A 25805-nucleotide genomic window follows, 5' to 3' on the forward strand; every position below is an offset into this window, starting at 1 on the left:
CTTAGGTTGAAGAGTGATAGTCCCAAATCTTGGCGAAAATGTCCTAAACAATAAACAAAATAGCCAGAGCGAATGGCTCTGGCTATTTTTGAATTCCGGTCGTTTATACAGCTTTCACTTCAATGGTATCGGCACCGCGTGACGCTTTCAGCATTGCCGTACGTTTAGTTCGGTCAATTACATCACCGACCAACTGACCACATGCGGCATCAATGTCATCACCACGTGTTTTACGAACCGTAACTGTGTGCTCGTATTGCATCAATGTTTTTTGGAAGCGATCAATACGTGAGTTACTTGGTTTCTTGTAAGGTGAACCTGGGTACGGGTTAAACGGAATCAAGTTAATCTTACATGGTGTGTCTTTCATCAATTCAGCCAGCTCGCGTGCATGGTCCATGTCATCGTTCACATGATCAAGCAACACGTACTCGACTGTTACCTTGCCACGGTTTGCATTCGATGAAGCAATGTAACGACGAACGGATGCTAGGAAATCTTGAATATCCCAACGATCGTTAATTGGCATGATTTCACTACGCAGCTTATCGTTTGGCGCATGAAGAGAGATCGCTAACGCAACGTCGATTTTGCCCGTCATCTGATCAAGACCAGAAACGACACCTGATGTTGATACGGTTACGCGACGCTTCGACAAACCAAAGCCAAGGTCATCCAGCATTAACTCCAATGCAGGAATCAAGTTCTTCATATTAAGAAGCGGCTCACCCATGCCCATCATCACGACGTTCGTAATTGGGCGACGGCCTGTTTCTTTCTCAAGACCAATTTCACGTGCAGCACGCCACACCTGACCGATGATCTCTGAAACTTTCAAGTTACGGTTAAAGCCCTGCTGTGCTGTTGAGCAGAACTTACATTCCAATGCACAACCTACTTGAGAAGATACACAAAGCGTTGCGCGATCATCTTCTGGAATGTAAACCGTTTCTACATCCTGATCACCAACCTTCATTGCCCACTTGATCGTGCCGTCTGAAGAATGCTGAGCTTCTGCTACAGTTGGTGCTTTAATTTCACACTTGTGTAAAAGCTTTTCGCGCAGCTTCTTGTTGATGTTTGTCATTTTTTCGAAGTCATCTACACCGAAATGGTAGATCCACTTCATAACCTGATCGGCACGAAACGCTTTCTCGCCAAGTTCTTCCGCGAAAAACTGACGCATGCCTTTGCGATCAAAGTCGAGTAGATTGATTTTTTCAGTGGTCATGTTGCCTCTCAATGACTGAAACAAGAATAAGGGCGCGAATTGTACAGCCTTTATTCAGCTACAACAAGGGGTGTAAGACCCTGAGTTTGCTAAGGCATTAAAATAAAAACGATTAAATTTCAATCAGACTTTACGGTGAGAATAATGATTAGACAACCGACAGCAAAAGCGTAGAAGTGGTGCAGAGAAAGCAGTGAGAAGAAACACACGTAACTAAGCTTTCCCCCCTGTAAGGTGCTCAGATTAGCCAACGTCTTCGCGAGTACTTACGAATGAACTAGCCGATGAAATGGAGAACGCGGAATAAAAAACCTCGGACAATTCCGAGGTTATTACGAACTAGATCATCACGCAAAAGTGATGCATGAACGAGTTAGCGAGAGAAAACTTCTGATTCAGGGAAGAAAAACTCAATTTCACGAGCGGCAGACTCAGGGCTATCTGAACCATGAACTGAATTGTGACGCATGCTGAGTGCGTAATCAGCACGCAAAGTGCCGCATGCCGCTTCCTCTGGGTTGGTTTTACCCATTAGCTCGCGGTAACGTGCAATCGCATTTTCACCTTCCAATACCTGAACCATAATAGGACCAGATGTCATGAACTCTTTTAGAGGAGGGAAAAACTCTTTACCTTCATGCTCTGCATAAAAGCCGCTTGCCTGATCTTCTGTCAGGTGAACCATTTTGGCAGCGATGATACGTAGGCCAGCCTTTTCAATACGATTGTAGATTTCACCAATTAGGTTTCGCTCTACAGCATCAGGCTTAATGATTGAAAATGTTCTTTCTAGAGCCATAAAATTTCCTTTCTGTACTTGTAATAATAGTTGTGCTTTTAAAGTGACTTACTGGGTAAGAGCAGCACTCAAACAAGAGAGTGCTGCAATCAATCTTATTTTCCAGCTTGCTCATTGAGGAAACGAGCAAGTGTACGAACACCCATACCCGTTGCTCCCGCAGCCCATTTATCAGAAGCGGCTTTACGATACGTACCCGCACAGTCGAAATGTAACCAGCCTTTTTTGTAGTCCTCAACGAAGTAAGACAAGAATGCAGCTGCAGTACTTGCACCTGGAGAATAATCACCAGAGCTGATATTCGATAAATCGGCAAAATTAGATGGCAGCATTTCTCGATGGAAATCAGCAAGTGGTAGCGGCCACAAGCCTTCTTTTTCCTGGTTTGCCGCCGTAAGCGCTTGATGCGATAGCTCATCATCAAAGCTCATTAGCGCATGGTAATCGTTACCTAACGCATTCTTCGCTGCGCCTGTTAACGTCGCGCAGTCAATGATTAACTCAGGCTTTTGCTCACTGGCGTAGATAAGACCGTCTGCAAGCACCAAGCGACCTTCCGCGTCGGTATTCATAATCTCAACGGTTTTGCCGTTTTTGTAAGTGATGATGTCGCCAAGCTTAAGGGCACGGCCAGAAACCATGTTCTCAGCACAACACAAGATCAGTTTTACGCGCTTGTTTAAACCGCGCAAGATAGCTAATCCTAGGCCACCAGTTATAGTACCCGAGCCACCCATATCTGCTTTCATAGCACTCATGAAGGTAGAAGGCTTCAAGCTGTAACCACCGGAATCAAAGGTGATGCCTTTACCCACAAGACATGCGAATACAGGTGCGTTTTCGTCACCAGTTGGGTTGTAGTCTAACTGAAGCATCGCAGAAGTACGCTCAGAACCACGGCCTACTGCGTAAATACCTTCCCAACCTTCTGCCAACAAGTCTTTGTCTTTGACGATACGAGCTGTCACCGTGCCTTTCGGCGCAACAGATTTGATGAATTCAGCAGCCATTGTCGCTAGCTGACGAGGAGCAACTTCTTCTGCCGTTTTGTTGATAATATCGCGGGTAAAATCAGTCGAAGTAATACGAGCTTGAAGCTCTGCTTGCTCTTCATCAGACAATGCTGCCCACTCAACTGAGCCATGTTTTTTAGGGTTACGGAACCCTTGGTGGAAAGCCCATACGCTCTCTAGATCCCAGTTATCACCAGAAAGAAAAATAGAACGAATTCCTTGGCCATCTAGCTGACGAGCTGCACGTTGAATTGCGCCGAGATCATGACCTTCACCTAAGTGAATAGTTGCGCCGTTTTCAGCGAATGAAAGCAGTGCTTTTTCACCCCAATGTGGTGCTGCCGACTCTTGACTTAAAAATACAGACATCTGTGTAGACATGGTTTCTCCTTGTCTTATAGCAGCGTTGCCTACGCTGCTTCTTTTTAATAACTCACGGATGTTAGCATTATGTAGGGCAAAAATGTCAATTGGATAAAAAAACGGACCTAAAGGTCCGCTTTTTTTAGTAAGAATTGTTAACTAGGCTGTGTTTTACAGACTTAGTCTGCTTCGTCCATCCAGCACATGATAACGGCTTCTAGAATCTTTTCATTAGAACGGTTTGGCTCATCGTCAAACTCATCTAACTCCATGATCCATTGATGAAGATCGGTAAAACGCACTGTTTTTGGATCGACATCTGGAAACTTGTCACAAAGTTCAATCGCGATATCGCGAGAATCTGTCCATTTCATTGCTCATCTTCCTTTTGCTTCTTCCCTATATTGGGAAGATAGTTTTAGTGATCTTCTGAAGCGTGGTTTAGTGTGTATTTAGGAATTTCTACCACCAAGTCTTCATCAGCAATTCTCGCCTGACACCCTAGACGTGACTCAGGCTCTAGACCCCACGCTTTATCTAGCATGTCGTCTTCTAGTTCTTCACTTTCTTCGAGTGAATCAAAACCTTCACGGATGATTACGTGGCAGGTAGTACACGCACATGACTTCTCACACGCATGTTCAATACCGATACCGTTTTTTAGCGCTACGTCTAGAACGGTGTCACCAGAGTTTGCTTCCAACACTGCACCTTCTGGGCACAAATCGTCGTGTGGTAATACAATAATCTTAGGCATAACTACTTATCTCTTATATATCGTCTACTGATTGACCTGACAACGCAGCTCGAATCGATTTATCCATACGGCGTGATGCGAAATCTTGGCTCGCTTTATCGGTATCTTTAATGCCCTGCTCTATCGCATCTGCATCATCACCATTACGCAGCTCAATCAAGGCTTCGATGGCTTTAATCAAGTTTTGTTTCTCTTGTTCTGATAGTAAGTCATCACCATCAGCTTGCATCGCTGCAATCAAACCTTCTATCACTCGGTCGGCTTCAACACGCTGCTCAGCTAAGGCACGAGCTTGCATGTCTTCTTTTGCGTGCGTCATTGAATCACGCAACATATCCGCCACTTCATTGTCACTTAAGCCGTAAGAAGGTTTTACTTGAATCTCTGATTGAACACCAGTGCTCTTCTCCATTGCCGTAACAGAAAGAAGGCCATCAGCGTCAACTTGGTAAGTCACGCGAATATGTGCCGCACCCGCTGCCATCGGAGGAATACCTTTTAACGAGAAGCGAGCAAGTGAACGACAGTCATCAACCATTTCACGTTCACCTTGTACCACATGAACACTCATCGCCGTTTGGCCATCTTTGAATGTGGTAAATTCTTGCGCACGCGCAACGGGAATCGTAGTGTTGCGGGGGATGATCTTCTCGACCAAACCACCCATGGTTTCAATACCGAGCGACAGTGGAATCACATCAAGAAGCAACATTTCAGAGTCAGGTTTGTTACCCGCGAGAATATCAGCTTGAATACCCGCACCGATTGCGACGACTTCATCTGGGTTAATGCTTGTCAGTGGTGTACGGCCAAAGAATTCGCCAACCATTTCTCGTACAAGCAATGTGCGTGTTGAGCCACCGACCATGACTACTTCAAGTACATCTTCCGCATCTACATCCGCATCTTTCAGCGCACGGCGGCAAGACATCAGGGTTTTCTTCACTAGCGGACGAATCAGATCTTCGAACTGCTCGCGAGTCACGGTGCCTTTCCAACCAAAAACGTCAACGTCAACACTGTCTTGCTCAGAGAAAGCAATCTTAGCTTCAGTAGCAATGTTCAACAGTGTACGGTTCTTTTCTGCAGAAAGCGGAGCTTCTAGACCCGCTTGCTCCATTAAATAATCGGCAAATAGATGGTCGAAGTCGTCACCGCCTAATGCAGAGTCGCCACCTGTTGCTAATACTTCAAATACGCCTTTCGATAAACGTAGGATAGAGATATCAAAAGTACCGCCACCTAGATCGTAAACCGCAATCACACCTTCTTGACCAGAGTCTAGGCCATAAGCAATTGCCGCAGCGGTTGGTTCATTAAGTAGACGGAGAACATGAAGACCAGCTAATTTCGCCGCATCTTTTGTACCTGCACGTTGCGCGTCATCAAAGTAAGCAGGAACGGTAATAACGACACCAGCTAACTCACCACCTAACGTATCTTCAGCTCGCTTACCCAATACTTTTAGGATGTCCGCAGATACTTCAATCGGGTTTTTGTCACCTTGAGGTGTTTGCAGAATTGGCAGGCCATTTTCACTCTCTTTAAAACGATAAGGAAGTGAAGAGTAACGGGACTTAATGTCCTTTAATGAACGACCGATCAAACGTTTTACAGAGATAATCGTGTTCTCTGGTTCAAACTCTGCTTTGGCTTTGGCTTCGTGGCCGACCGTTAACGTTTCCTCAGCGTAATTAACGACTGAAGGTAAAATAGTACGGCCCTGCTCGTCCGCAAGTGGAGTTGCATCGCCGCTACGTACAGAAGCAACCAAAGAGTTGGTAGTACCTAAGTCGATACCCGCTGCTAACTTATGCTCATGAGGTGCCGAGCTTTGGCCCGGTTCTGCGATTTGAAGTAGTGCCATGATAGGTCCTTGTCACGCTTACTAGCCGAGGAGTTTGTCTTCGACTAGCTCAATTTCGTTCTTTAGTTTGGCAATGAATTTTAGCTTACGAACTCGGTCTGCGGCTTCAGTCCATAGACCATCATCAAGCTCTTGCTCGACGCTTGCCAGATGCTGTTTGTACATTTTGCTGACCTTAGAGTCGAAGTCAAAAAGCGCCGATTCAGGATCGGACTTGTCAGCAATCTCTTCCAGTTCTTCGCGCAGTTCCATTTGCTCCATTAAGAACATCGGATCTTGCATTGTTTGCTGTTCACCTCGGATCTCAACACCTTGCTCTGCGAGGATATACTCGGCGCGAGAAATAGGATTTTTCAGAACTTGATAGGCATCGTTGATTTGCGCCGCCTTTTGCACCGCCATCAAACGGTCACGTTCTGAGCCCGTTGCAAAGTTATCCGGGTGGAAGCGTTTTTGTAGTTCTCGGAACTGAGAAGAAAGAAGGCTACCATCCAGCTTAAACTGACTTGGTAGCCCAAATAATTCAAAGTGATTCATTAAGTTCGGGTCCTAGTAAAGCCTTCCGGACTCGTTTGCCCAGAAGGACAATCAATTAGACGTTGAAGCTTTCACCACAACCACATTCACTTTTCGCGTTAGGGTTGTTGAATTCAAAACCTTCATTCAACCCTTCTTTCACGTAATCCAATTCAGTACCATCTAGGTACACTAAGCTCTTTTGATCGATGATAATTTTCACTCCAGAGAGTTCAAATACTTCGTCTTCTTCATTGAGCTCATCAACAAACTCAAGTACGTATGCCATGCCGGAACAGCCAGTCGTCTTCACTCCAAGACGTAAACCGATACCTTTGCCTCGGTTATCTAGGAATGCTCTTACGCGACTTGCCGCTGATTCTGTCATTGTGATGGCCATACTGCACCTTAGTCTGTCTAAATTTCGATTGGAATGGGAGCGTCAAAGCTCCCATTATATTACGGAATAATTATTCTTGGTGTTTTTTCTTGTAGTCAGCAACCGCTGCTTTGATTGCATCTTCAGCAAGAATAGAACAGTGAACTTTCACTGGTGGAAGCTCTAGCTCTTCAGCAATCTCAGAGTTTTTAATTGCTGCCGCTTCATCAACTGACTTACCTTTTACCCACTCAGTTACTAGTGAGCTTGATGCGATTGCACTACCACAACCGTATGTTTTGAACTTCGCATCTTCGATGATACCTTCAGGTGTCACTTTGATTTGAAGCTTCATTACGTCACCACACGCAGGAGCGCCAACCATGCCGCTACCTACTGATGGATCTTCTTTATCGAATGAACCAACGTTACGTGGGTTCTCGTAGTGATCAATTACTTTTTCGCTGTATGCCATGATAAATTACCTCGAATCCTCTATTTCAATCCCTGAGATTAATGGTGAGCCCATTCAACAGTGCTCAAATCAATCCCTTCTTTGTACATATCCCATAGAGGAGACATGTCGCGTAGCTTAGTCACTGCAACGCGGATTTGTTCAATTGCGTAATCAATTTCTTCTTCAGTCGTGAAACGACCAAACGAGAAACGAACCGAGCTGTGAGCCAATTCGTCATCCATGCCTAGGGCACGAAGAACGTAAGAAGGCTCAAGGCTTGCAGACGTACAAGCACTACCAGAAGATACCGCTAGATCTTTAAGCGACATTAGTAGTGATTCACCTTCTACGAATGCGAAACTGATGTTTAGATTGTGTGGTACACGCTGCTCAAAGTCACCGTTTACCGTCACTGCTTCTAAGTCTTTCACGCCATCAAAAAGACGGTTACGAAGCGCTAAAGCATGATCGTAATCTTTTTGCATGTCTTCTTTTGCAATGCGGAATGCTTCACCCATGCCTACGATTTGGTGAGTAGGTAGTGTACCAGAGCGGAAACCACGCTCATGACCGCCACCGTGCATTTGCGCTTCAAGACGAATACGAGGCTTACGACGTACGTAAAGTGCACCGATACCTTTAGGACCGTAAACTTTGTGAGCAGAAAGTGAAATTAGATCAACTTTCATCTCTTGAACGTCGATTGGTAATTTACCTGCAGATTGCGCAGCGTCCACGTGGAAAACAATTTTACGCTCACGGCACAGTTCGCCGATCGCTGTAATGTCTTGAACCACACCAATCTCGTTGTTTACATGCATAATAGACACAAGCACGGTGTCATCACGCATGGCTGCTCTAAGCTTCTCTAGATCGATCAAGCCATTTGATTCTGGCTCAAGGTAAGTCACTTCAAAGCCTTCACGCTCAAGTTGACGACATGGGTCAAGAACGGCTTTGTGCTCTGTTTTACAAGTGATTACGTGCTTGCCTTTCTTCGAGTAAAAGTGCGCTGCACCTTTAATCGCAAGGTTGTCTGATTCTGTCGCACCAGATGTAAATACGATTTCGCGAGGATCTGCATTTAGAAGGTCAGCAATTTGCTCACGAGCAGTATCGACCGCTTCTTCTGCCTGCCAGCCGTAACGGTGCGAACGTGACGCTGGGTTGCCAAATGTGCCATCCATTGTCATGTACTGAACCATTTTTTCAGCAACACGTGGATCAACTGGACATGTAGCGGAATAATCAAGATAAATCGGCAGTTTCATTCTCTACTCCAATGTAAAAAGCTGACCGCTAAGAGCGGACGTTTACACCGATGGGCGCGGCGGTTGTATTTTTGTTTGATAGCCCATGGGTTACCGCCAGATCAATGTCCTGACGATCAGAAATTTCGAGTACTTCATTGTCTGTCATCAACTCACCAAGAGTGATGTTATTCAAAAAGTCACTAATGCGAGAGCTTAGGTCACGCCACAGCGTGTGAGTAAGGCAACGTGTTCCACCTTGGCAATCTCCTTTACCTTGGCATTTGGTTGCATCTACTGACTCATCAACGGCAGCAATCACGGTACCAATAGCGATACTGTGAGCGTCGGCACCAAGTCGGTAACCACCACCAGGACCACGAACGCTGGCAACGAGACCTGCTTTACGCAATTTTGAAAATAGCTGCTCTAAGTAAGAGAGCGAGATCCCTTGACGCTCTGAAATATCAGCCAGAGGTACAGGGTTTTGTTGCGAATGCAGTGCCACATCCAGCATGGCTGTCACCGCATATCTTCCTTTAGATGTAAGTTTCATACCACACCGTATCCACATGGTTTGTAATGGTTAAGATTTTTCCATACCTGAGTAATTTGGTCAAGTATTTATTTGACCATTTTACTCAGGTATTCATCCTCACATCTAAAGTGGTTATTATTCACTCAGAACTTCTTTTCTATCGAAGTCAAAACGCCTCGTAGAATATTAAGTTCTTGGGTTTCTGGTCGAGCACGAGAGAACAAACGGCGCAACTTATTCATCACCTGTCCAGGTTGCTCTTTGTTAATAAACTGGGTCTCAACCATCACCTTTTCAAGATGCTCGAAGAACAATTCGAGTTCTCGATGACGCGGGTATTCTTCCGATTCATTTGGGGAAAACTGGCTTTGCTCTAAGTTCAAGTGTGCAACTCGCACTTCGTAACTGAGAGTTTGTACAGCCATCGCTAGGTTAAGCGAGCTGTACTCAGGATTAGCGGGAATACAAACATGGTAGTGGCACTTTTGTAGCTCTTCGTTTGTCAAACCAGTTCTTTCTCGGCCAAACACGAGCGCAACCGGATGCTTTCGGCCTTCAACTGCAAATTTCTCACCGCATTCACGTGGCTCGAGCATTGGCCATTCTAATGTACGAGAGCGGGCGCTAGAACCCACAACAAGGCCACAATCTTCAACCGCTTCTTCTAATGTGCCGACAATCTTTGCATTTTTAGCAATATCACCAGCACCCGCAGCTAAAGCAAGAGTTTGTTCATCCACTTCACATTGTGGATCGACTAATACTAGTTGGTTTAAACCCATCACTTTCATTGCTCGAGCTGCTGAGCCAATATTGCCTGAATGAGAGGTACCTACGAGTACAATTTTTACTTGATCCAACATCTGTGTTTGCTACCTAAATTAAAACCGCAGAATGTTATCATAGTTTTTTAAGACACCCTAGAGGCAAGCAGACCTCTCTTCTCATTCTTGGTTATTGTTCTCGTCCGCAGTATGATCTGTACACTCAGTCGGCCGCAATTAGAGTAAAAAATAACCACTTCCCTTTTTGATTATCTCTGGTATACTCGCCGCCGCTTTCATTTGTTCTTTAACATCCGTTGGGAAATTCGTATGCATCCAATGCTAAACATTGCTATTCGCGCTGCGCGAAAGGCAGGCAATCATATTGCTAAATCATTAGAAAACACTGATAAAGTAGAATCTACTCTTAAAGGCACTAATGACTTTGTCACTAACGTAGACAAAGAAGCAGAATACATCATCATCGATACTATCAAGCAGTCTTACCCTGAGCACTGTATCGTTGCTGAAGAACAAGGTCTTATCGAAGGTAAAGATAAAGACGTACAATGGATCATCGACCCACTGGATGGCACCACTAACTTTGTAAAAGGTTACCCAACTTTCGCGGTTTCTATCGCTGTTCGTATTAAGGGCAAAACTGAAGTTGCTTGTGTTTACGATCCAATGCAAAACGAGCTATTCACTGCACAACGCGGTGCCGGCGCTCAACTAAACAGTGCACGTATTCGTGTTGCTCAACTAAAAGACCTTCAAGGTACTGTTCTAGCAACAGGCTTCCCATTCAAGCAGAAACAACACGCTGAGTCTTACATCAAGATCGTTGGTGCGCTATTCACTGAATGTGCTGATTTCCGTCGTAGCGGCTCTGCTGCTCTTGACCTTTGTTACGTGGCTGCTGGCCGTGTTGATGGTTACTTCGAGCTAGGCCTAAAACCTTGGGATATGGCAGCAGGTGAGCTTATTGCTCGTGAAGCTGGCGCAATCCTAACAGACTTTGCTGGCGGCACTGACTACATGAAGTCTGGTAACATCGTTGCTTCAAGCGCTCGTGGCGTAAAATCTATCCTTAAGCACATCCGCGAAAACGGTAACAGCGCGATCCTTAAGTAAGATTTGAAAGTCATATATAGCCCGTCACGCTGATGACTTTAGAAAGCCCCGCTCATTGAGCGGGGCTTTTTTATTTCGAACAATCAGCCTGTTTGTAGAAACGGTCGTAGTCAGATAAGTGGTCTATTTTTACGTGCTTAACCTTCCATATTTGTTCCTTCATTAAAAACTGCAGCGAAACCGTGACTGGCTGGTATACATCACCAAAGCCGTTTACAGAAAGACATCCAACTCCTCCATCCTCACTGTACTCTTCAAAGTAAGACAGCTCTGTAACCAAACTTGATGGGATAGATGATAAAAATGGAAATTGATGACCAAATTTTATTGGGTGAGACTTAATACTGTTCAGCTCTTCAATCGATAGATTTGGTCCTGCCATAGCTTCTACCACCTCTATATACTGCATCTTGTATAAATTATTACGTATATCAAGGTAAGTATCGTGGAGTGGACTTGCGATGCAGGGCGTTGAAACACTTAGTAAAACCGGAATAGGTAGAATTCTATTTAGCATAACCAACTAAACCCCAGCTTCACGGAGCGCTTGATCAATTTTACTCGGCTTAAATCTGTACTTACAAAGCCCCCACTCGCACTGCTCTAAAAGCTCACGGACATTTACCTGCCCAGTAACTCCAAAGGAAACAACACCAAAAAGAGAAACACTCCCACTGTATGTCAAAACACCATCACGAGTAGTTTTAAAAGTAACAGAAACGGCTTTTAATTTTATGCCCAGCTCTTCAACCATTTCTTTTGAAACTTCAAACTTAGTAAATCCAAGCTCACCAGATAAAGTTACTTTACCTGACTCATCAACTGCTAACTTGAACCTTTTCCCTCCAGTAACTAGCTTGGTGGTAACACCTTTATTGTGCTTGTAAGAAATCTCTACAAACTTCAGTAACTGTACTTTTATTTCAGCTTGCCTTGACATTATTTCCTCCCGAAATTGTTGAACATACTTCCGATATTCAACTCAATCAAAAAACTACAATTCAAGCTGGAAGTACCTCAAAAAAAAATGAAACTTTCAAATCTATCAGGCATAAAAAAACCGCTGATTGTTCAGCGGTTTTTGTTTTCGGTTCTCAATCTGCCTTATGGCATTTCGTCGAACTCTGCACCCTCTTTTTCTACTTGAGGTGGCATCAAGTGCTCTTTCTGGATACCCAGTTTTAGAGCCAGTGCTGATGCTACGTAGATAGAAGAGTAAGTACCTACAGTGATACCGAGTAAAAGTGCGGTTGCAAAGCCGTGAATCATAGCACCACCCTGCATGAACAGTGCAATTACCACGAACAACGTCGTACCAGATGTAATCAATGTACGGCTCAACGTTTGAGTGATTGAGGCGTCCATAATGTCTGAAGGTTCACCCTTACGCATCTTACGGAAGTTTTCACGAATCCGGTCAAATACAACGATGGTATCGTTGAGTGAGTAGCCCACAACCGTCAGTAGCGCAGCTACGATAGTCAGGTCAACTTCAATTTGTAGAAACGAGAAGACACCTAGCGTGATAATTATATCGTGAGCCAATGCCATTACCGCACCAGCCGCTAGACGCCATTCAAATCGCATCGATACATAAAGCAGAATACAGATCAGCGATACCAAGATCGCTAGACCACCAGCTTCTGTTAGCTCATCACCAACGTTGGGACCTACGAACTCAATACGACGCATTTCTACGCTTTCGCCAGTACCATCTTTGATAGCACCAATGATTTGGTTACCTAGCGTTTCACCAGAAACGTCATCACGTGGACGAAGACGAACCATGACTTCACGAGCACTACCGAAGTTTTGTACTGTCGCATCGCCAAAGCCTTTTGAATCTAGTGCTGCACGAATCTCTTCAAGGTTTGCTGGCTGTTCAAAACCGACCTCGATAAGAGTACCGCCAGTGAAATCTAGACCCCAATTAAGCCACTTGGTTGACAAAGTGAAGATAGAAGCAGCAATCATTATAATTGAAAAAACGAATGCTACTTTCGACCAACGCATAAAGCCGATCGTCTTCTCTGCTTTTAGAATTTGAAACATATTAATTCCCAGCCTTAGATCGACAATTTATCAACGCGTTTGCCACCGTAGATCAGGTTCACGATACAACGTGTACCAATAATGGCGGTGAACATTGAAGTTAAGATACCGATAGATAGAGTAACTGCGAAACCTTTCACCGCACCTGTACCGACCGCAAATAGAATGATTGCAGTAATTAGTGTTGTGATGTTCGCATCAGCAATCGTGCTGAATGCATTCGCGTAACCTTGGTGAATCGCTTGTTGTGGACTACGTCCATCACGAATTTCTTCACGGATACGCTCGAAGATCAGTACGTTCGCATCAACTGCCATACCGACTGTTAACACGATACCGGCTATCCCCGGAAGCGTCATGGTAGCGCCTGGAATCATCGACATAACACCAATGATAAGCACTAAGTTTGCCATTAGAGCAATGTTTGCAATCAAACCAAAGCCGCGGTAGTAAAGCAGCGTAAATAGCATTACGGCAACCATACCCCAGATACATGCTTGGATACCCATATCGATGTTTTGCTGGCCCATTGATGGACCAATGGTACGTTCTTCAACGATAGAGATAGGTGCAATCAGTGCACCAGCACGTAGTAAAAGTGCTAGGTTGTGTGCTTCTGCAGCAGAGTCGATACCTGTGATACGGAAGTTACGACCAAGAGCCGATTGAATCGTTGCTTGGTTGATGACTTCTTCATGCTTATCCAGAATAACTTTGCCTTCAGGCGTACGACGGCCACTGTCTTTGTATTCTGCAAACACGGTAGCCATTAGCTTACCAATGTTCTTCTTAGAGAACGCAGACATCTTATTACCACCTTCGCTGTCTAGCGAGATGTTAACTTGTGGACGACCATATTCATCAACACTTGAGCTTGCATCTGTGATGCTTTGACCGCCAAGAATAACGCGCTTCTTAAGCACAACTGGGCGACCATCACGGTCCATCTTGATTTCACTACCTGCTGGCGCACGACCATTTGCCGCTGCCGATAGGTCAGCTTTATCATCAACTTCACGGAATTCAAGCGTTGCCGTAGCTCCGAGAATTTCTTTTGCACGAGCAGTGTCTTGAACACCAGGCAGTTCAACTACAATGCGACTAGCACCTTGACGTTGAACCAATGGTTCCGCAACACCTAGTTCGTTGACACGATTACGTAAAATCGTAATGTTTTGCTCAACAGCATAGTTACGGATCTCTTGTAAACGTTGCTCAGTAAAGGTTGCAGTAAGAGCGTAACGGCCATTTGAATCAGAATCGACAAAAATCATGTCCGGGTGATTCTTTTCTAGCGTTGCTTTCGCTTCTGCTAATTGCTCTTCGTTACGCAACAACACTTCTACCGCTTCTTTTCCAGAAGGGCGGATTGCACGGTAACGAATCTTGGCGTCACGAAGTTCGCTACGGAAAGCTTCTTCTTGTTGACCAACAAGCTTTTCCATCGCTGCATCCATATCCACTTCCATTAAGAAGTGAACACCACCGCGAAGGTCAAGACCTAGCTTCAATGGTGACGCGCCAATCGCTTCTAGCCAATCGGGTGTAGAAGGTGCAAGGTTAAGTGCAACAATTGTGTCTTTGCCTAGCGCTTCGCTGATGACATCACGAGCACTGATTTGTGTGTCAGTGTCGTTAAAACGAACAAGAATTGATCCATCTTCGAGAGCAATGGATTTATGAGAAAGTTGCTCTTTGTTAAGAGCAGTAGTGACAGCATCCAGCGTTGACATATCTACAGAGGCGCCACGCGCCCCTGTAACTTGAATAGCCGGATCTTCACCGTAGATATTTGGAAGTGCGTATAACGCAGCGGTGATGATGGCAAAAAGCACCATCAAGTACTTCCATAATGGATAACGGTTTAGCACAGCGAGGATCCTTTAGCTGTTTTATAGAGACTTAAGCGTACCTTTTGGTAGCACTGCAGTGATGAAGTCTTTCTTGATTACTACTTCATTGTTCGCGTTAAGCTCAATTGAAATGTAGTCATTGTCTTCAGCAATCTTAGTGATTTTACCCACTAGGCCACCGCTAGTTAAAACTTCGTCGCCTTTGCCCATAGAAGCCATTAGGTTTTTGTGTTCTTTTACGCGTTTCGCTTGTGGGCGATAAATCATGAAGTAAAAGATCACTGCGAACATGCCAAGCATGATTAGCATTTCAAAACCACCGCCTGCTGGCGCGCCTTCTGCTGCTGCGTGAGCCTGAGAAATAAACATTAAAACATCCTCATTATATTTTATTGATAATCAAACAAATTGGGCTTTCGCATTTTAGATTCAAGTCTGAGAGTAACTAATAGAGATCGCTCTCTCAAAAATAACGTGCGTTAGCCTACTTTATTAGCAAAAGCCTCTGGCGACATGCCAAAGGCTTTAATTCTTTTAGTTTTTCAATTACTGCTCTTTTGCTAGTGGTGGCACTTCACGGCCACGACGCTCATAGAACTCAGTAACAAATTCATCGAAGCGATCTTCATCAATTGCTTTACGAATGCTTTCCATCAGACGTTGGTAGTAACGCAGGTTATGGATTGTATTCAAGCGAGCGCCTAAGATTTCATTACAACGCTCTAAATGGTGAAGGTACGACTTGCTGTAGTTTTGACAAGTGTAACAGTCACAATGCGGATCCAATGGTGTTGTATCCGTTTTATGTTTCGCATTACGGATCTTGATCACACCACCAGTCACAAATAAGTGACCATTACGTGCGTTACGCGTTGGCATTACACAGTCAAACATGTCGATACCACGACGAACACCTTCAACCAAGTCTTCTGGCTTACCTACGCCCATCAAGTAGCGAGGTTTGTCTTCAGGAAGTTGAGGACAAGTATGCTCAAGAATACGGTGCATGTCTTCTTTAGGCTCACCTACTGCCAAACCACCAACCGCGTAACCGTCAAAACCGATTTCCGTTAGACCTTTTACCGACACATCACGTAAATCTTCGTAAACACCACCTTGGACAATACCAAATAGGTTGTTCGGGTTTTCTAGCTTCTCGAAGTGGTCACGTGAACGCTGTGCCCAGCGTAATGACATTTCCATCGATTTCTTCGCTTCATCGTGTGTCGCTGGGTAAGGCGTACACTCGTCAAAAATCATAACGATGTCAGAGCCCAGGTCTTTTTGAATTTCCATCGACTTTTCTGCGTCCATGAAAATCTTGTCACCGTTTACTGGGTTACGAAAGTGAACACCTTCTTCAGTGATCGTACGCATCTTACCAAGGCTGAATACTTGAAAGCCGCCTGAATCAGTAAGAATAGGACCGTGCCAGTTCATAAAATCGTGCAGGTCACCGTGCATTTTCATCACTTCTTGACCAGGACGTAGCCACAGGTGGAACGTATTACCTAGCAGAATTTCTGCACCAGTACCTTTTACTTCTTCTGGTGTCATACCTTTAACGGTACCGTAAGTACCTACTGGCATGAACGCAGGAGTTTGAACAGTGCCGCGTTCGAAAGTCAGTTGACCACGACGTGCATTGCCGTTTTTCTTCTTAAGATCGAATTTTAATTTCACGATGCCTCCGGGTGTCAGAGAAACAGTCTGACTGAGTGTTTAGGGCTCTACCCTACTTTAAGGAGCGGTCGCTTTTCCTTGCGAGAGACAAAGCAATGGATGCTTTATTTCCTAGCTTACTGCTAGCACTCGTAAATCTATTTTTAACTACGCCGTTTTCTTCTTGATGAACATTGAATCGCCATACGAGAAGAAACGGTATTTGTTTTCCACCGCATGTTTGTAAGCATTCATGGTGTTCTCGTATCCAGCAAATGCACTCACCAACATGATCAGTGTTGATTCAGGCAAGTGGAAGTTTGTGATCAAGCAATCCACTAGCTGATATTCGTAACCAGGGAAAATAAAGATTTCAGTATCGCCAAAGAATGGGGCCAGCTCAGTCCCTTTTTGCAATGCGTCTTGCGCTGCACTTTCAAGTGAACGCACAGATGTGGTACCAACAGCAATAATTCGTCCGCCACGCGCTTTCGTCGCTTTAATTGCTTCGACGACTTCTTGTGGTACTTCTACGTACTCGGCATGCATGTGGTGATCGTTGATATTTTCCACTTTTACCGGCTGGAATGTACCCGCCCCAACGTGCAAAGTAACGTAAGCAAACTCTGCACCTTTCGCTTTGATTTTCTCCAAGAGAACATCATCAAAGTGAAGGCCCGCTGTAGGTGCCGCAACCGCACCTGGCTTTTGATTATATACCGTTTGGTAACGCTCTTTATCTGCATCTTCGTCTGGACGGTCGATGTAAGGAGGAAGCGGCATATGGCCGATTTCTTCCAGAATTTCTAGTACCGTCTTATCAGAACTAAATTTCAGTTCAAATAAAGCATCATGGCGTGCAACCATCTCTGCTGAATATTCATCATTCTCGCCAACAATAATGGTTGTACCTGGTTTTGGTGATTTAGAGCAACGAACGTGCGCGAGGATGCTTTTCTCATCCAACATGCGCTCCACTAGCACTTCTAATTTACCGCCCGATTCCTTGCGGCCAAAAAGACGAGCAGGAATAACACGAGTATTATTAAACACCACTAAGTCACCGGGTTGAACTTGGCCCAATACATCAGTAAATGTGCCATCAATGAGCTCTCCGGTGTTGCCGTCCATTTGCAGCAGTCGGCTAGCGGTACGCTCTGGTTGAGGGTAGCGAGCGATGAGTTCATCTGGAAGGTCGAAATGGAAATCTGATACTTGCATGTTACTTGTCTTATCTATTGGTCAAATCACGTCTAGGCGACGATAAAATTGCGACGAGTTTTTCGCAGCAGACTAGTATATGTTTACATGCTGCAATAGCAAGCAAATCACCAGAATATAGCAGTAAAAGCCATGGTGAAGAGTGTAATAAAACGTGAAAAGCCTCGATGACTTGGCACTATTTTTAATTTGAGCCCCAAAGAGAGAACATGAAAAAAGCAAAGCAACGTATACCGCTGCTTATTAGTTTGGCATTCCAATCGCCCTATCAAACCTCACGCTTTCGCCACAAGAATAACGGCACGAATAAACCCAATAACCAAAACCCTAGACTGCCACCTTCATCATCTGAGCCTTTGAAATCACAGTTATTGGTCGCAATGCCATCGTGACACTCTTTATTGTCACCACTTTCATTGTTAGCACTTTTGATAAAATTCGGCGCAATGATGTAACGACTTGGTGGCGCATCGGCAGTGATGTAAGACTGTACCCAGTCGTAATAGTGGCTCACCTTGGTATAGAAACTTGGGATCGTCAAAGAGCCACACGTTGGTAGAATAAGAGGGCCGCCACTAACAATACCAATTTGTTTGCCGGTCGCCACATCGACCAACGGGCCACCACTGTCACCTTTACATGCAGAGTTGCCATATTGGGTATGGCTATCCAGCTCCAATACATGGTTTTGTGTTGGTAGCGTACAAATTTTGGTTTGGTTGTCTCTTGAATCAATGATCCCCGGAAAACTGCTGCCAATTTCTAAACGCTCATAACATTTGTCGATGGGCAAAAATGTGCTAATGGTGGTTTTGAGCGTATTAGAAGGTTCAGAAGCATCCGGCTGAGTAGACCCCCATCCAAACACTTGCACATTTTCGACACGTTGATTGGTCAGGTAATTATCGTTCCAGTCCGCCGCCAAACGTGCTTCGATACTCTCCATGTCAACTTTACTCGCTAGGTCAGCAAAGCTCGCGTTTGCCACTGGGCGCGTGAGATACAGCAACGCGATGTCTGAATCTAAACCGGTTTGGATAGGTTTTACGTTGCCATTACTGTCGGTCTCAGCTTTTGAAATCCGGGTGTAATCCGGATGAACCACAACGTGAGACACCGGATAGAAGTTATCAAGCCCTGCAGAATTAAGTTCATACACATTCGCATTCACCGACAGCTCACCCGGCGGGGTCACATAGTAGGTTGCTTCATTGGTTCCTTGTCCCATCACCACACAGTGCGCCGCAGTCAGTACCCATTGCTCTGTCAGCATCGTTCCACCACACAGCGGAAACTCTGCCATATTACTTGCTCGCAAAGTAACGCGGTCAACAGGATCGGTTTGTTCATCTCCTAACACAATCGCCTGTGTTGATGGCACACTGAATGCCGCCACTGCCAGCGCAATAAGTTTGTTACAGGTTGTTCGTTTCATCTAGGTTGCTGTCTTCAATTTGGTAAGCCTGGACGTATCTTCTTCGAGAGAAGAACCTTGGAAAATCCAGCGAATAAAAATGTGCGATTCAATTCATTGGATTACCTTGGGAACACATTCAATATCAACTAAAAATGCCAACTGACTCGCACACAAACCGACTTATTCAAATTAATAAAAACACCAATAAAACACAGATTACGCAGACCATCAGCATTGTGCTATTTAATTGATGAAAAACGAGTTAGCTCCCAGATATACAGAAAAATATTCTCTATATTTAAGAGAAGGACAATGCCGCTGGAGGTCTCTATGATAAAGGTTGAAGACATGATGACTCGTAATCCTCATACCTTACTGCGCACGCACACCTTGCGTGATGCAAAAAGCATGATGGATGCGCTTGATATTCGACACATTCCGGTTGTTGATGCCAATAACCACTTACAAGGCTTGGTGACTCAACGCGACATTCTTGCTGCTCAAGAATCGAGCTTGCACCCAGATGAGGCTGAACAATCTTTTACTTTAGACACACCGCTCTACGAAATGATGCACACCAATATCATGACGGCAGAGCCTATCGCGGGGCTCAAAGAGAGCGCTATCTATATGCAAAAGCATAAAGTTGGCTGTCTACCTGTTGTCACCAAAGGTCGATTGGTCGGCATCATTACTGACAGTGACTTTGTGACCATTGCGATTAACTTATTGGAACTGCAAGAAGAAGTGGAACCTGAAGAAATCGAGCAGGAAGAGTAGTACGCAAGCGTATTCTCTTTGTTGTAAGTTTCGTTTTTACACCGGTTAAACGAAAAAAGAGCGGCAGGGTTGCCGCTCAAAATGCCATTACTGACGCTGATTAAGGAAGTGTTTCTCTGCCAATTAGAATTGGTCTTCTTCGGTCGAACCTGTCAATGCTGTCACTGAAGAGTTACCACCTTGGATAGTATTGGTCATTCTATCGAAGTAACCTGTACCTACTTCTTGTTGGTGCGCAACAAACGTATAGCCTTTTTCAGCTGCTTGGAATTCAGGACGCTGAACTTTCTCAACATAATGACGCATACCTTCACCTTGAGCGTAAGCATGCGCCAGTTCAAACATGTTGAACCACATGTTGTGAATGCCTGCTAGCGTGATGAATTGGTACTTGTAGCCCATGTCTGCAAGCTCTTGTTGGAACTTAGCAATGGTTTCTGCATCTAGGTTTTTCTCCCAGTTGAATGAAGGCGAGCAGTTGTACGCCAACAATTGATCTGGGTATTCAGCGTGAATTGCTTCTGCAAACTCACGTGCTTCTTCCAAACATGGCGTAGCCGTTTCACACCAAATCAAGTCTGCATATGGTGCGTAAGCCAGGCCGCGAGAGATAGCTTGGTCGATACCCGCGCGAACGCGGTAGAAACCTTCTTGAGTACGCTCACCTTCGATGAAGTCTTTATCATATGGGTCGCAATCTGAAGTAATGAGATCCGCCGCATTCGCATCAGTACGAGCAATAACTAATGTTGTTGTACCCGCTACGTCAGCAGCCAAACGAGCTGCAACGAGCTTTTGTACCGCTTCTTGCGTAGGAACTAATACCTTACCACCCATATGACCACACTTTTTCACCGATGCTAACTGGTCTTCAAAGTGAACGCCCGCGGCACCGGCTTCGATCATCGATTTCATTAGTTCGTAAGCGTTAAGCACACCACCAAAGCCCGCTTCAGCATCCGCTACGATAGGTAGGAAGTAATCAATACCACCTTCATCTTCAGGCGTCTTACCAGCAGCCCACTGAATTTGGTCTGCACGACGGAATGAGTTGTTGATACGCTTTACTACTGACGGTACAGAATCTACTGGGTAAAGAGATTGGTCTGGATACATCGTCGAAGCGGTGTTGTTATCCGCCGCTACCTGCCAGCCTGACAGATAAATCGCTTCAATACCTGCTTTAGCTTGTTGAACCGCTTGACCACCCGTTAGCGCACCAAGACAGTTTACGTAACCTTTTTTCGCACTACCGTTGACCAGTGACCAAAGTTTGTCTGCACCACGTTGTGCAATTGTGTTTGCAGGCACCATAGAGCCACGCAGTTCCACCACCTCCTCGGCAGTGTAAGTACGCTTCACATTTTTCCAGCGTGGATTAGTTGCCCAGTCTTTTTCCAGAGCTTCAATTTGTTGGCGGCGAGTTAAGTTAGTCATTGGTCTATCCCTCTTTATAATTTGCACTTTATGCGTGTGCGTTGAGTTTCCGTTCTCAGGCAGTACTTCCCTATCTGCCTTGAAAATCCTTCACGCTATTGGTGTTACAGTTATTCTTTATTAATCCAGGTAGTCATAACCAGGAACTGTCAAAAAGTTGGTCAGTTCATCGCTCGTCGTGAGCCTTGCCATTAAGTCTGCTGCTTCTTCAAATCGACCCGCATGGTAGCGCTGCTCGCCAATTTCTTGCTTCACGACTTCAATCTCCTCTTTGAGATAGAGCTCGAACAGCTCTTTAGTGACCTTTAACCCGTTGTCTAGCGACTTGCCGTGTTGAATCCATTGCCAGATAGAGGCGCGTGAGATTTCTGCCGTTGCTGCGTCTTCCATTAGTCCGTAAATCGGCACACAACCATTGCCAGAAATCCAAGCTTCGATGTATTGCAGCGCAACGCGAATATTGTGGCGCATTCCGCCTTCAGTGCGCTCGCCTTCACAAGGCTCAAGCAGTTCAGCTGCTGTAATAGGCGCATCCTCTGCACGGCTCACATCCAACTGGTTGGTGCGTTCACCCAGCACAGCACTAAAGACTTCCATAGCAGTGTCAGCCAAACCTGGATGAGCCACCCAAGTACCGTCGTGGCCGTTGTTAGCTTCTAACGATTTGTCAGTCTGGATCTTGTCTAATACTTTTTGATTCTCTTTCGGGTCTTTAGCTGGGATAAATGCGGCCATTCCTCCCATCGCGAAAGCACCTCGTTTATGGCAAGTACGTACCAATAATCGCGAGTAAGCGTTTAAGAATGGCTTGTCCATCGTTACCACTTGGCGATCTGGCAGTACTCGGTCTGAGTGTTTTTTCAATGTTTTGATGTAGCTAAAGATGTAATCCCAGCGACCACAGTTCAAACCAACGATGTGTTCTTTAAGCGAGAACAGAATCTCGTCCATTTCAAATACCGCTGGTAAGGTTTCAATCAGCACAGTCGCTTTGATGGTGCCTGTATCCAAACCGAAATAGTCTTCCGTGAAATGGAACACTTCGCTCCACCACTTCGCTTCGTGATGCGATTGCAGTTTTGGAAGGTAGAAATAAGGGCCGCTGCCTTTTTGAAGTAACGCTTTGTAGTTGTTATAGAAATACAGAGCGAAATCGAATAGTGCACCTGGAATGATCTGACCGTGCCACGTAACGTGTTTTTCTTTTAAATGAAGGCCGCGAACACGGCAGATCAACACCGCTGGGTCATCTTCCAGCTGATAATGTTTGCCATTGCCAGGATTGGTGTAACTGATGGTGCCATTAACAGCATCGCGCAAGTTAATTTGACCATCCAGCACTTTACTCCATGCAGGAGACATTGAATCTTCGAAGTCTGCCATGAACACTTTTACATTCGCATTCAGTGCGTTAATCACCATCTTGCGGTCAGTTGGTCCGGTAATCTCCACACGGCGATCTTGCAGATCTTGTGGGATTCCTAGGATCTTCCAACTTCCTTCACGGATGTCTTGTGTCTCTGGTAGAAAATCTGGTAGCTCACCAGCATCAATACGTGCTTGCTTCTCTTCTCTTGCTTCCAGCAACTCTTCAACACGTCCGGCAAATTTTTCACACAGTAGAGATAAAAAGGTTTGGGCTTCAACAGGGAAAATTGCTTGATGTTCTGGAGCAACGACTCCATTCACCTCAAGCATGCCTTGGGTTTGCTTTAGTTGTTGTGTTTTTTGTTCTGTCTGAGCAAGCATAATCATTCATCCTTAACGTGCTTTATCAATCTTGGGTAGTCAGCGTAAAGCTACATTTGTAAGTTATGAACAACAAATTACATCCTTTAACTTTGTGTTCAACTCGTCTAGCCATGTCGATAGATTGCGTAATGCTACGTGTATTTTCAATCTAGACATAAGTCGTATCGCCTTTAAATAAGCTATATCAACAAAGGGTTTAGTGAAACCCCTAATATAAACAAAACAGAAAATTCAAAGTTTTATTCCGCAAGGTAAAAACCATCTATCAAGCGCCTTACTTTGTAAGTTATTACGTAATAAAATTACATTAAATTTAAAGTCGCTTTATAATTTCAAACAAGCGTATGAATATTGACAGGTAAACAAACACCTTGTATTCACAAGGGCTGAAGAGATGGATTTAAACAGGAGTCAAACAAGGTATGCAGGGCTTTGTGTAAAATTAACATTGTGAAATTTCACTATTTTATGAAAGCTTCATCAAAGAAGAGCTGTAAAATTTTACAAGTCAAAGTTTACCAGCAGAATAAAATACTAGAAAGCGCACTGTTTCCAGTGCGCTTTTAGATAAATAATGGAGAAGTAAGGGCTAATACTAATAGCTAAAGCAGCTCTGAAACGACTTCTGCAAGTTGATTAAATGTTTTCGTTCTTGACGAGCTCGGACGCCAAACTAAGCCGATTTCGCGATAAGCTTGTTTACCAGGAGGATCGATCACGACTAAATTCTGGTTATGCAGCAAGCCATGGTCGATAGCCATTTGAGGAATGAACGTTGTTCCCAAACCATTCGCAACCATTTGCACCAGTGTATGGAGGCTGGTTGCCGTAAACGGATTGATTTTTTCTTTGTCTGTTAATTTACACGCTGATACCGCATGTTCCGTTAAGCAATGTTCTTTCTCTAGTAGAAAGACGGATTCGTCAGGTAAATCCGCGTAACGAATCGGCACAGGGACCGATTGGGCTTGATTAGCGCTTATAACCATTCGAAACGGATCCTTACCCACTACTCGGCTTTCCATCCCATCAATTTCGACTGGTAACGCTAAAATAAGCACATCCAGCTCACCATGTCTGAGCGCTTGAAGTAAGTTTGTCGTCGTGTCTTCTCTTAATAAAAGATTCAGTTGTGGAAAACGGTAGTTCACCTCTTGTACCAAATCACACAGTAAAAACGGAGCAATTGTTGGTATGCATCCTACTTTTAGCTGGCCTTGCATATCGTCGCCTTGGCACATACGTCCAAGCTCGACCAAATCTTGCCCTTTTGCTAACAGCTCTCGCCCCTGCTTTACTACCATTTCTCCTGTTTGGGTAAAAACCAGTGGACTTTTCTTGTCTTTCTTTTCATATAATGGACAGCCAATCAACTCCTCTAAGTTTTGAATACCCTTACTTAAAGTCGACTGACTGACAAAACAACGCTCTGCAGCGTCACTAAAATGTCTTGTTTCATGCAGTGTGACTAAATAGTGTAACTGCTTCAAACTGGGCCATTTATTCATAATTGTATTTGTATCTACCGCCGTTCCAGTGATCGAGTTAAGAGTTTTGTTATTATCGTTTTTTTCGATTAACTCAATCTATTTATTTCGCTTTTTTCAATACTACAATCTGTACTATAGTTTGTCTCGTACAAACACGAACCAAACCGACACAACTGAATTCGGTTTGGAGCTAACCATACTTTTTAGGAGCAAAAAAATGGTACTAGTAGGTCGTCAAGCCCCTGATTTTACTGCAGCAGCTGTTCTAGGTAACGGTGAAATCGTTGAAAACTTCAACTTTGCAGAGTTCACTAAAGGTAAGAAAGCAGTAGTATTCTTCTACCCACTAGATTTCACTTTCGTTTGCCCATCTGAGCTAATCGCATTCGACAACCGTCTAGCTGACTTCCAAGCTAAAGGTGTTGAAGTAATCGGTGTTTCTATCGATTCTCAGTTCTCTCACAACGCATGGCGTAACACTGCTATCGAAGATGGCGGTATCGGTCAAGTTAAGTACCCACTAGTTGCTGACGTTAAGCACGAAATCTGTAAAGCTTACGACGTTGAGCACCCAGAAGCAGGCGTTGCTTTCCGTGGTTCTTTCCTAATCGACGAAGAAGGCGTTGTACGTCACCAAGTAGTTAACGACCTACCACTAGGCCGTAACATCGACGAAATGCTACGCATGGTTGACGCTCTTAACTTCCACCAGAAGCACGGCGAAGTATGTCCTGCACAATGGGAAGAAGGTAAAGCAGGTATGGACGCATCTCCAAAAGGTGTTGCAGCGTTCCTATCTGAGCACGCAGCTGACCTAGGCAAAAAATAATAGACCTTCACCCTAGCTCAACGGGTGTGATGGTTGGATGTATATAAAGCAATAAGCTAATGCGGAAAACCGCAAACGCCAATCAGTCTAAGTAAAGTCCTATCAAAGCCCAGAGCCTCTGCTCTGGGCTTTCTTTTTCCTTCAGATAAACCGCCAAAATGAGGTAACGCTTTAGCGTAAACTTTACCTCTATTTATCATCCCCTCCATACAGATTCTGCTTACTGGCCCTGTTAATATCTTAG

At 44.7% G+C, this 25805-nt stretch carries 26 protein-coding genes; 3 read left to right on the forward strand and 23 right to left on the reverse strand.

Translation table 11 applies throughout. The features are described from left to right. Positions 1–103: 103 nt before the first annotated feature. From R7Z10_RS12710 to trmJ, 12 genes are all read right to left on the reverse strand, one after another. Positions 104–1231, reverse strand: a complete 1128-nt coding sequence (locus R7Z10_RS12710) for a bifunctional tRNA (adenosine(37)-C2)-methyltransferase TrmG/ribosomal RNA large subunit methyltransferase RlmN (protein WP_017633913.1) — start codon at positions 1229–1231, stop codon at positions 104–106. 373 nt (positions 1232–1604) lie between these two features. Then, positions 1605–2030: a nucleoside-diphosphate kinase gene (gene ndk / locus R7Z10_RS12715; RefSeq protein ID WP_042521171.1), complete on the reverse strand. Its 426-nt coding sequence runs from the start codon at positions 2028–2030 to the stop codon at positions 1605–1607. 95 nt (positions 2031–2125) lie between these two features. Next, complete coding sequence (gene pepB / locus R7Z10_RS12720) at positions 2126–3424, reverse strand: aminopeptidase PepB (RefSeq protein ID WP_017633915.1); 1299 nt, start codon at positions 3422–3424, stop codon at positions 2126–2128. A 161-nt stretch (positions 3425–3585) separates the two neighbouring features. Next, positions 3586–3780, reverse strand: a complete 195-nt coding sequence (gene iscX, locus R7Z10_RS12725; RefSeq protein WP_005381711.1) for a Fe-S cluster assembly protein IscX — start codon at positions 3778–3780, stop codon at positions 3586–3588. Positions 3781–3824: 44 nt separating this feature from the next. Continuing rightward, a complete protein-coding gene (gene fdx / locus R7Z10_RS12730; protein WP_005381713.1) occupies positions 3825–4163 on the reverse strand; it encodes an ISC system 2Fe-2S type ferredoxin in 339 nt (112 codons plus the stop codon). A gap of 13 nt (positions 4164–4176) precedes the next feature. Continuing rightward, on the reverse strand, positions 4177–6030 hold the full coding sequence (gene hscA, locus R7Z10_RS12735) for a Fe-S protein assembly chaperone HscA (RefSeq protein WP_005383703.1): 1854 nt from the start codon (positions 6028–6030) through the stop codon (positions 4177–4179). Positions 6031–6051: 21 nt separating this feature from the next. Then, a complete protein-coding gene (gene hscB / locus R7Z10_RS12740; RefSeq protein WP_005381716.1) occupies positions 6052–6567 on the reverse strand; it encodes a co-chaperone HscB in 516 nt (171 codons plus the stop codon). A 55-nt stretch (positions 6568–6622) separates the two neighbouring features. Then, positions 6623–6946 carry an iron-sulfur cluster assembly protein IscA gene (iscA, locus tag R7Z10_RS12745; protein ID WP_005381717.1) on the reverse strand — a complete coding sequence of 108 codons (324 nt, stop codon included), beginning with the start codon at positions 6944–6946 and terminating at the stop codon, positions 6623–6625. 70 nt (positions 6947–7016) lie between these two features. Further along, positions 7017–7400 carry a Fe-S cluster assembly scaffold IscU gene (iscU, locus tag R7Z10_RS12750; protein WP_005381718.1) on the reverse strand — a complete coding sequence of 128 codons (384 nt, stop codon included), beginning with the start codon at positions 7398–7400 and terminating at the stop codon, positions 7017–7019. 38 nt (positions 7401–7438) lie between these two features. Next, positions 7439–8653 carry an IscS subfamily cysteine desulfurase gene (locus R7Z10_RS12755; protein WP_005381719.1) on the reverse strand — a complete coding sequence of 405 codons (1215 nt, stop codon included), beginning with the start codon at positions 8651–8653 and terminating at the stop codon, positions 7439–7441. 28 nt (positions 8654–8681) lie between these two features. Then, complete coding sequence (gene iscR, locus R7Z10_RS12760; protein WP_005381720.1) at positions 8682–9188, reverse strand: Fe-S cluster assembly transcriptional regulator IscR; 507 nt, start codon at positions 9186–9188, stop codon at positions 8682–8684. Between the two features lie 125 nt (positions 9189–9313). Beyond that, positions 9314–10033 carry a tRNA (cytosine(32)/uridine(32)-2'-O)-methyltransferase TrmJ gene (gene trmJ, locus R7Z10_RS12765; protein WP_318104978.1) on the reverse strand — a complete coding sequence of 240 codons (720 nt, stop codon included), beginning with the start codon at positions 10031–10033 and terminating at the stop codon, positions 9314–9316. Positions 10034–10264: 231 nt separating this feature from the next. On the opposite strand from trmJ, the gene suhB reads away from it, so the two are divergent. Beyond that, entirely contained in the window at positions 10265–11068 is an 804-nt protein-coding gene (suhB, locus tag R7Z10_RS12770) for an inositol-1-monophosphatase (RefSeq protein ID WP_005381722.1), read from the forward strand. Positions 11069–11138: 70 nt separating this feature from the next. On the opposite strand, the gene R7Z10_RS12775 is transcribed toward suhB, so the two are convergent. From R7Z10_RS12775 to R7Z10_RS12810, 8 genes are all read right to left on the reverse strand, one after another. Continuing rightward, positions 11139–11450, reverse strand: coding sequence for a hypothetical protein (locus tag R7Z10_RS12775; protein ID WP_017633920.1), 312 nt, complete (start codon positions 11448–11450; stop codon positions 11139–11141). Positions 11451–11591: 141 nt separating this feature from the next. Then, positions 11592–12008 (reverse strand): hypothetical protein, encoded by a 417-nt coding sequence (locus R7Z10_RS12780; RefSeq protein ID WP_017633921.1) that lies wholly within the window; start codon positions 12006–12008, stop codon positions 11592–11594. Between the two features lie 164 nt (positions 12009–12172). Beyond that, positions 12173–13120, reverse strand: coding sequence for a protein translocase subunit SecF (secF, locus tag R7Z10_RS12785; protein ID WP_005383689.1), 948 nt, complete (start codon positions 13118–13120; stop codon positions 12173–12175). A gap of 14 nt (positions 13121–13134) precedes the next feature. Then, entirely contained in the window at positions 13135–14991 is a 1857-nt protein-coding gene (gene secD, locus R7Z10_RS12790) for a protein translocase subunit SecD (protein WP_005381724.1), read from the reverse strand. A gap of 21 nt (positions 14992–15012) precedes the next feature. Continuing rightward, a complete protein-coding gene (yajC, locus tag R7Z10_RS12795; RefSeq protein ID WP_005381725.1) occupies positions 15013–15342 on the reverse strand; it encodes a preprotein translocase subunit YajC in 330 nt (109 codons plus the stop codon). A 177-nt stretch (positions 15343–15519) separates the two neighbouring features. Next, the gene (gene tgt / locus R7Z10_RS12800) at positions 15520–16656 is read right to left on the reverse strand and encodes a tRNA guanosine(34) transglycosylase Tgt (RefSeq protein ID WP_005381727.1); all 1137 of its coding nucleotides are present in this window, start codon (positions 16654–16656) and stop codon (positions 15520–15522) included. 147 nt (positions 16657–16803) lie between these two features. Then, on the reverse strand, positions 16804–17856 hold the full coding sequence (gene queA, locus R7Z10_RS12805) for a tRNA preQ1(34) S-adenosylmethionine ribosyltransferase-isomerase QueA (protein ID WP_005381728.1): 1053 nt from the start codon (positions 17854–17856) through the stop codon (positions 16804–16806). A gap of 268 nt (positions 17857–18124) precedes the next feature. Continuing rightward, positions 18125–19291, reverse strand: a complete 1167-nt coding sequence (locus R7Z10_RS12810; protein ID WP_318104980.1) for a trypsin-like serine protease — start codon at positions 19289–19291, stop codon at positions 18125–18127. Positions 19292–19603: 312 nt separating this feature from the next. On the opposite strand from R7Z10_RS12810, the gene R7Z10_RS12815 reads away from it, so the two are divergent. After that, positions 19604–20053, forward strand: a complete 450-nt coding sequence (locus R7Z10_RS12815; protein ID WP_017820562.1) for a CBS domain-containing protein — start codon at positions 19604–19606, stop codon at positions 20051–20053. Between the two features lie 123 nt (positions 20054–20176). Here R7Z10_RS12815 and aceA read toward each other — a convergent pair whose 3' ends face one another. From aceA to R7Z10_RS12830, 3 genes are all read right to left on the reverse strand, one after another. Then, entirely contained in the window at positions 20177–21490 is a 1314-nt protein-coding gene (gene aceA / locus R7Z10_RS12820; RefSeq protein ID WP_318104981.1) for an isocitrate lyase, read from the reverse strand. Between the two features lie 120 nt (positions 21491–21610). Then, positions 21611–23239, reverse strand: coding sequence for a malate synthase A (gene aceB, locus R7Z10_RS12825; RefSeq protein ID WP_225491881.1), 1629 nt, complete (start codon positions 23237–23239; stop codon positions 21611–21613). A gap of 605 nt (positions 23240–23844) precedes the next feature. Further along, complete coding sequence (locus R7Z10_RS12830; RefSeq protein ID WP_005383681.1) at positions 23845–24750, reverse strand: hydrogen peroxide-inducible genes activator; 906 nt, start codon at positions 24748–24750, stop codon at positions 23845–23847. 199 nt (positions 24751–24949) lie between these two features. Between R7Z10_RS12830 and R7Z10_RS12835 the strand changes: the two genes are divergently transcribed. Continuing rightward, on the forward strand, positions 24950–25561 hold the full coding sequence (locus tag R7Z10_RS12835) for a peroxiredoxin C (protein ID WP_005381738.1): 612 nt from the start codon (positions 24950–24952) through the stop codon (positions 25559–25561). Positions 25562–25805: the final 244 nt, after the last annotated feature.

It is taken from the genome of Vibrio sp. Vb1018, assembly GCF_033338775.1.
Taxonomy (GTDB): domain Bacteria; phylum Pseudomonadota; class Gammaproteobacteria; order Enterobacterales; family Vibrionaceae; genus Vibrio; species Vibrio alginolyticus.